Origin of the sequence: Xanthomonas maliensis, assembly GCF_009192945.1 — a bacterium.
GTDB classification, from domain to species: Bacteria; Pseudomonadota; Gammaproteobacteria; order Xanthomonadales; family Xanthomonadaceae; genus Xanthomonas; species Xanthomonas maliensis.
Window position 1 is genome coordinate 104,786 of record NZ_NSET01000062.1, and the last position, 6,384, is coordinate 111,169.

A 6,384-nucleotide genomic window follows, 5' to 3' on the forward strand; every position below is an offset into this window, starting at 1 on the left:
GCCTGCGTCAGAACAGCAGGCGGTACAGCAAATAGAACGTGGCGGCCTTGGCCAGGCCCACGCAGACGGCAATGATCAGTGATTCACGCCGCGTCACGCACCGCTCCGGATAGCCGGTCCAGGGTGTCTTGCATCAGCGCCGCATCGTCGGCTTCCACCGTGACGCGCACCACCGGCTCGGTGCCGGACGGGCGCAGGAAGGCGCGGCCGCGACCGTGCACCGCGGCCTGCGCCTGCTGCAGCGCCTGCTGCACGCAGGACGCGGCGACCACGGCCTTGGCCGCGCCGCCCTCCAGCCGCACGTTGACAGTCTTCTGCGGCACCTTGGACAGTCCGGCCAGCGCCTGCCGCAGGCTGTGACCATCGCGCCCCAGGGCCTCCAGCACCTGCAACGCGCTGACCACGCCGTCGCCGGTGCTGGCACGATCCAGGCACAGCAAGTGGCCAGAGGTCTCTCCGCCGAGCGTGCCGCCGCCCTCCACCAGCGCCTGATGGACGTGGCGATCGCCGACCTTGGCGCGCTGGAAGGGAATGCCCAGTGCCGCCAGCGCGCGCTCCAGACCGTAATTGGTCATCAGCGTGCCCACCACCGTGCCGGTCAAGCGGCCACTGGCCTGCCAGGACCGAGCCAATACGTACAGTAGATCGTCGCCGTCGACCGGATTGCCCTGATCGTCGGCCATCAGCACACGGTCGCCGTCGCCATCGAAGGCAATGCCCAGATGGGCACCGCTCTCGCGCACCTTGGCGGCCAGGTTGTCGATATGGGTCGAGCCGACGCCGTCGTTGATATTCAATCCATCCGGCGCGGCGCCGATCACCACAACATCGGCGCCCAGTTCGCGAAACAGCATCGGTGCGATGTGATAGGTCGCGCCATGCGCGCAGTCCAGCACCATCTTCAGACCACGCAGGGTGAAGCCGCGCGACACGCTGGCCTTGCAGAACTCGATATAGCGGCCGATCGCATCGCGCGTGCGGATCGCCTTGCCCAGCCGCTCCGACTCCACAGTATGGAACGGCGCGTCCAGTGCGGCTTCGATCGCGGCTTCGGTGGCGTCGTCGAGCTTTTCGCCTTCAGCGGAAAAGAACTTGATGCCGTTGTCGTAGTGCGGATTGTGCGAGGCACTGATCACCACGCCGGCGTCGGCGCGCAGCGTGGTGGTCAGGAAGGCGATCGCCGGGGTCGGCATCGGCCCGATCAACTGCACGTCGGCACCGGCCGCGACCAATCCGGCTTCCAGCGCCGCTTCGAACATGTAGCCGGAAATACGCGTGTCCTTGCCGATCAGCACCAGCGGACGCTTTACCCGCCCGGCAGAGAGCACGCGGCCCAAGGCGTTGCCGAGGCGCAGCACGAAATCGGCGGAAATGACGCCTTGCCCGACCCGACCACGAATGCCGTCGGTGCCGAAATATTTGCGGGCGCTCATGGAGCGGGGACCCGAAGAGCCGGGACCCGGGACCCGGGACCCGGGGCCCGGGTGGAGCAGTCCTCGGGCGTCCAACGACAGCGAGCCACGCTTCTCCCGGGTACCGGCCGCCTCACGCCACCGCCTCCAGCGGACGCGGTTGGCGCATCATCAGTGCGGTCAGCTCGGCGATGCGGTCGCGCAACTCGCGGCGGTCGCAGATTTGATCGATGGCGCCATGCTCGAGCAGGAATTCCGAGCGCTGGAACCCCTCCGGCAGCGTCTCACGCACGGTCTGTTCGATGACGCGCGGGCCGGCGAAGCCGATCAGCGCATGCGGCTCGGCGATGTTGATGTCGCCCAGCATCGCGAACGAGGCCGAGACGCCGCCGGTGGTGGGATGGGTCAGCACCGAGATGTACGGCAGCCCGGCCTCGCGCAACCGACCCAGCGCCGCGGAGGTCTTGGCCATCTGCATCAGCGAGAACAGGCCTTCCTGCATGCGTGCGCCGCCGCTGGCGGAGAAGCAGACGAACGGGCACCCCAGCTCCAGCGCCACCTCGGCCGCGCGCGCGAAACGCTCGCCGACCACCGAGCCCATCGAGCCTCCCATGAAAGCGAAATCGAAGGCAGCGGCGACCAGTGGATTGCCCTTGAGCACACCGCGCATGGCGATCAGCGCGTCGTACTCGCCGCTGCTCTTCTGGCTGGCCTTGATGCGCTCGCCGTACTTCTTCTGGTCCTTGAACTTCAGCACGTCGACCGGGCCGAGCTGGGCGGCGATCTCGGTGCAGGGCGCGCCGGCATCGAACAGCGCGGCCAGGCGCGCGCGCGCGCGGATCGCCATGTGGTGACCGCACTTGGGACACACCTCGAGATTCTCTTCAAGCTCGGGCCGATACAACGCACTGCCGCAGTTGCTGCACTTCTCCCACAGGCCCTCGGGGACGCTGCGCTTCTTGGCAGGGGTGTTCTCGGTGCGGATGCCGGAGGGCATCAATTTGCTGAGCCAGCTCATGCGGGTATGACGATCCATGCAAGGCGGCCCGGAGGCCGCAGAGGGGCGACAGTCTAACGCGGCGCCCCGCCGGGTGCAGGACGGTGGCGCATGGAAGCATCTGGGCCGGGGCTCGGCAAGGAGGTGCACCACCGTGCTGCGGGGCCCACGCCCCCGGCGCGTTCAGCTAGATCCTCCAGGTCATGCCGCCACGCCACCACCACGGCGGCGGGCGCGATGCCCTCCCCTGCGACCGCTGCGCCTTGCCCCATCCAGCCGCGCATTGGCCAGGGGCGCGACCAACGCCGTCAGCAACCGCGCGACCGATGGGTCGCGCGGCAGCGCTCAGGCAGCGTCCAATGCCTGCCGCAGCGGGCCCAGGAACGCCTCGGCGCGCTGCCGTGCCGCGGCGCTGTCGCCAGCCTCGCCAAGCGCTGCCACCAGCGCGCTACCGACCACCACGCCGTCGGCATCCACCGCCATGGCCGCCGCGCTGGCCGCATCCTTGATACCGAATCCGGCCACCACCGGCGCACCAGCGCGCTGGCGCAACTGGCGCAGGCGGTCGCTGGCCGCCTGGGTGTCGAGACGATCGGACGCCCCGGTCACGCCGGCGAAGCTGACGTAATACAGATAGCCCTGGGCAGTGCTGCACAACATGTCCAGACGCGCTTCGCTGGTGGTGGGCGAGGCCAAGGCAATCAGGTCCAGACCGGCAGCATCGAAGATCGCGCGAGTTTCGCTCGCTTCCTCCGGCGGCAGGTCGACCAGCAGCACGCCGTCCACACCGGCGGCCACCGCCGCTTGCGCAAAGCGCTGCGTGCCATGGATCTCGATCGGGTTGAGGTAGCCCATCAACACCACCGGCGTGGTGGGATCCTCGCGACGGAATTCGTGCACCGCCTCCAACACATAGGCCAGGCCGGCGCCGCGGCCCAGTGCACGCTCGGAACTGCGCTGGATGGTGGGGCCGTCGGCCATCGGATCGGAGAACGGTACCCCCAGCTCGATGACATCGGCACCGGCACGCACCAGCGCGTGCATCACCGGCACGGTGGCTTCCAGCGATGGGTCGCCGGCAGTGATGAACGGAATCAGGGCCTTGCGGCCGGCGGCGCGCAGCGTGGCGAAACAGGTTGCGATACGACTCATGGGCTCACCCAGGAAGGAAAGAGAAAGGATCGGCCGCCCGCACTACGTCAGTCGGCGAAGAAAAAGCGCACCAACGCGAAGCCCAGCGCGAACAGATACCCATAGGAGAAACGGTCCAGGCGCAGCCGTTGCTCGCCGCGACGCTCACGCCAGCCACCCAGTACCGCCATCAACGCCCCTGCCAGCACGGGAACGCCGATCAGCACCGCCAGCCGGGCTGCCTCGCCGGTGGTCAGATGCCTGGGCAGCAGCAAGAGACTGATCCCGCCCATGCTCGCCCCCAACAGCACGTAACCGACGACCGCTGCGTCGGGCGAGCGGCGCGCGTGGCCCGAATGGCGCATGTGATGCAAACCGGCCTCGATCAACAACTCGGTCAGCGCCTGCAAGAGCAACTCGACGACAAATTGCGTGATGCATTCGATCATTGCCGCGCCCCGGCGCGTTGCCGATGCAGCCTCGCAGCTTTCGCATGGGCTACAGCGCAATCCCTTCGCGCGCGGCGATGGTATGCACATCCTTGTCGCCACGGCCGGACAGGTTGCACAGCACCAGCGCATCCTTGGGCAGGTCACGCGCCAGCTTGATCGACTGCGCGACCGCGTGACTGGATTCCAGCGCGGCGAGAATGCCCTCGGTGTGCGCCAGCAGGTGGAAGGCCGCCATCGCCTCGTCGTCGGTAATGCCCTGGTAGGTGGCGCGGCCGCTGTCGGACAGGAACGCATGCTCGGGACCGACGCCGGGATAGTCCAGACCGGCCGAGATCGAGTGGGTCTCGATGATCTGGCCATCGTCGTCGCAGATCACATAGGTGCGGTTGCCATGCAACACCCCTGGACGACCAGCGGCGATCGACGCGGCATGGCGACCGCTGGCAATGCCGTCGCCCGCGGCTTCGGCACCGTAGATCTTCACCGAAGCATCGTTGAGGAAGGCATGGAACAAACCGATCGCATTGCTGCCGCCACCGACGCAGGCGCTGATCGCATCCGGCAACCGACCGTAGTCCTGCAGCATCTGCGCACGCGCTTCGCGGCCAACGATGGCGTTGAAGTCGCGCACCATGCGCGGGTACGGGTCCGGCCCGGCAACGGTACCGATGATGTAGAAGGTATCACGCACATTGGTCACCCAGTCGCGCATCGCCTCGTTGAGCGCATCCTTCAGCGTGGCCGATCCGCTGGTGACCGGCACCACACTGGCACCGAGCAACTTCATCCGGTAGACGTTGATCTTCTGCCGTTCGATGTCGGTGGCGCCCATGTAGACCACGCACTCCAGACCCAGCCGCGCCGCCACCGTGGCACTGGCCACGCCGTGCTGGCCGGCGCCGGTCTCGGCGATGATGCGGGTCTTGCCCATGCGGCTGGCCAGCAGTGCCTGCCCGATGGTGTTGTTGATCTTGTGCGCGCCGGTATGGTTCAGGTCCTCGCGCTTGAGCAGGATCTGCGCCCCGCCGACTTCGCGACTGAGCCGTTCGGCATGGTAGATGGGGCTGGGCCGGCCGACGTAATGGGCCAGGTCCTTGTCGTAGGCGGCGATAAACGCTGGATCCTGGCGCGCGGCGTCGTAGGCAGCCGACAGTTCCTGCAACGGACCGATCAAGGTCTCGGCGACGAAGCGGCCACCGAAACGACCGAAGTGGCCGGCAGCGTCGGGATAGGCATGAAAGTCACTGATGGGCTGGGCCGACATGGGCTCGTCCTCCGCCGTTGGCGGCATTGCTGGAAAGCCTCACTTTACCCCAGGAGGCGGGCGTGATACATCGATTAGATCGCCCTGACATGTGACCCAGACTCACACGTGAATCACTCTCTCCCCTCGCTGCCGGCGTTGCGCGCCTTCGAGGCGGCCGCGCGCCTGCAGAGCGTCAGCCGCGCTGCCGACGAGCTGCACGTGACCCACGGCGCCGTCAGTCGGCATATCCGCAGCCTGGAGCAGTCGCTCGGGGCCGCCCTGTTCAGCCGGCAGGGACGTGGATTGGCCTTGACGCCTGCTGGCGAGCAATTGCGCGACGCCGCCAGCGAAGGATTCACGCGCATCGCTCGCACCTGGGCAGCACTGGCGCAGCCCCGCAACGACACCCCGCTGGTGTTGGGCTGCTCCGGCAGCCTGCTGGCGCGCTGGGTGATTCCGCGCCTGCCGCAGTTGCAACAGGCGCTGCCCGACCTGCGTCTGCATCTGTCGGCCAGCGAGCAACCGCCTGGGCCGGACTTGCCCGGATTGGATGCAGTCTTACTGCTGGAGACGCCGCCGTTTCCCGCCGATTGGCAAGTGCATACCCTCGGCGAGGAATGGATCGGCCCGGTGATAGCACCGCAGCATCGCCTGGCAGCGACCGCGTCGCCGCCCGCGGCGATGCTGCTCGGCGAACCACTGCTGCAAACGCGCTCGCGCCCGCAAGCCTGGCCGGACTGGGCGCAGGCCCATGGCTTGCCGGTCGAGCGCCTGCGCTTCGGCACCGCGTTCGAGCATCTGGTCTATTTGCTGGAGGCGGCGGCTGCCGGGTTGGGCGTGGCGATCGCACCGCAGCCCTTGGTTGGCGCCGACCTGGCGGCTGGGCGCTTGCTGGCCCCGTGGGGCTTTGTCCCCACGCGGGCGCGCTGGGTCTTGTGTGCGGCGCGGCGCAATCCCGACCCGCGCCTCCCGCGCCTGGCCGATTGGATGCGCCAACGGTTGGCCGAAGACAGCCAAGACTGACACCGCCTGCGCGCTGCCAATGGCGTATCGGTCCAGACATCCGGCCCACTCATGCCGCTGCCCTGCAACTCCCGCGCAGCCTTGGGCCATCGCTGTCGGGTTTGATGCGCGATGGCCCAAGGC

6 protein-coding genes are annotated in these 6,384 nt (G+C 68.0%); 1 reads left to right on the top strand and 5 read right to left on the bottom strand.

Features of this window, described 5'->3' with window-relative positions; translation table 11 throughout:
- Nucleotides 1–83 precede the first annotated feature (83 nt).
- From glmM to trpB, 5 genes are all read right to left on the bottom strand, one after another.
- Nucleotides 84–1,433: a phosphoglucosamine mutase gene (gene glmM / locus CKY51_RS18665; protein WP_022970565.1), complete on the bottom strand. Its 1,350-nt coding sequence runs from the start codon at nucleotides 1,431–1,433 to the stop codon at nucleotides 84–86.
- 112 nt (nucleotides 1,434–1,545) lie between these two features.
- Nucleotides 1,546–2,430, bottom strand: coding sequence for an acetyl-CoA carboxylase, carboxyltransferase subunit beta (accD, locus tag CKY51_RS18670; protein WP_022970564.1), 885 nt, complete (start codon nucleotides 2,428–2,430; stop codon nucleotides 1,546–1,548).
- 324 nt (nucleotides 2,431–2,754) lie between these two features.
- Nucleotides 2,755–3,561 carry a tryptophan synthase subunit alpha gene (gene trpA, locus CKY51_RS18675; protein WP_022970563.1) on the bottom strand — a complete coding sequence of 269 codons (807 nt, stop codon included), beginning with the start codon at nucleotides 3,559–3,561 and terminating at the stop codon, nucleotides 2,755–2,757.
- Between the two features lie 47 nt (nucleotides 3,562–3,608).
- Entirely contained in the window at nucleotides 3,609–3,989 is a 381-nt protein-coding gene (locus CKY51_RS18680; RefSeq protein ID WP_022970562.1) for a hypothetical protein, read from the bottom strand.
- A 49-nt stretch (nucleotides 3,990–4,038) separates the two neighbouring features.
- Nucleotides 4,039–5,256 (bottom strand): tryptophan synthase subunit beta, encoded by a 1,218-nt coding sequence (trpB, locus tag CKY51_RS18685; RefSeq protein ID WP_022970561.1) that lies wholly within the window; start codon nucleotides 5,254–5,256, stop codon nucleotides 4,039–4,041.
- A 108-nt stretch (nucleotides 5,257–5,364) separates the two neighbouring features.
- Here trpB and CKY51_RS18690 point away from each other — a divergent pair, with 108 nt between their 5' ends.
- Nucleotides 5,365–6,261 (top strand): LysR family transcriptional regulator, encoded by an 897-nt coding sequence (locus tag CKY51_RS18690; protein WP_031338200.1) that lies wholly within the window; start codon nucleotides 5,365–5,367, stop codon nucleotides 6,259–6,261.
- Nucleotides 6,262–6,384 lie beyond the last annotated feature (123 nt).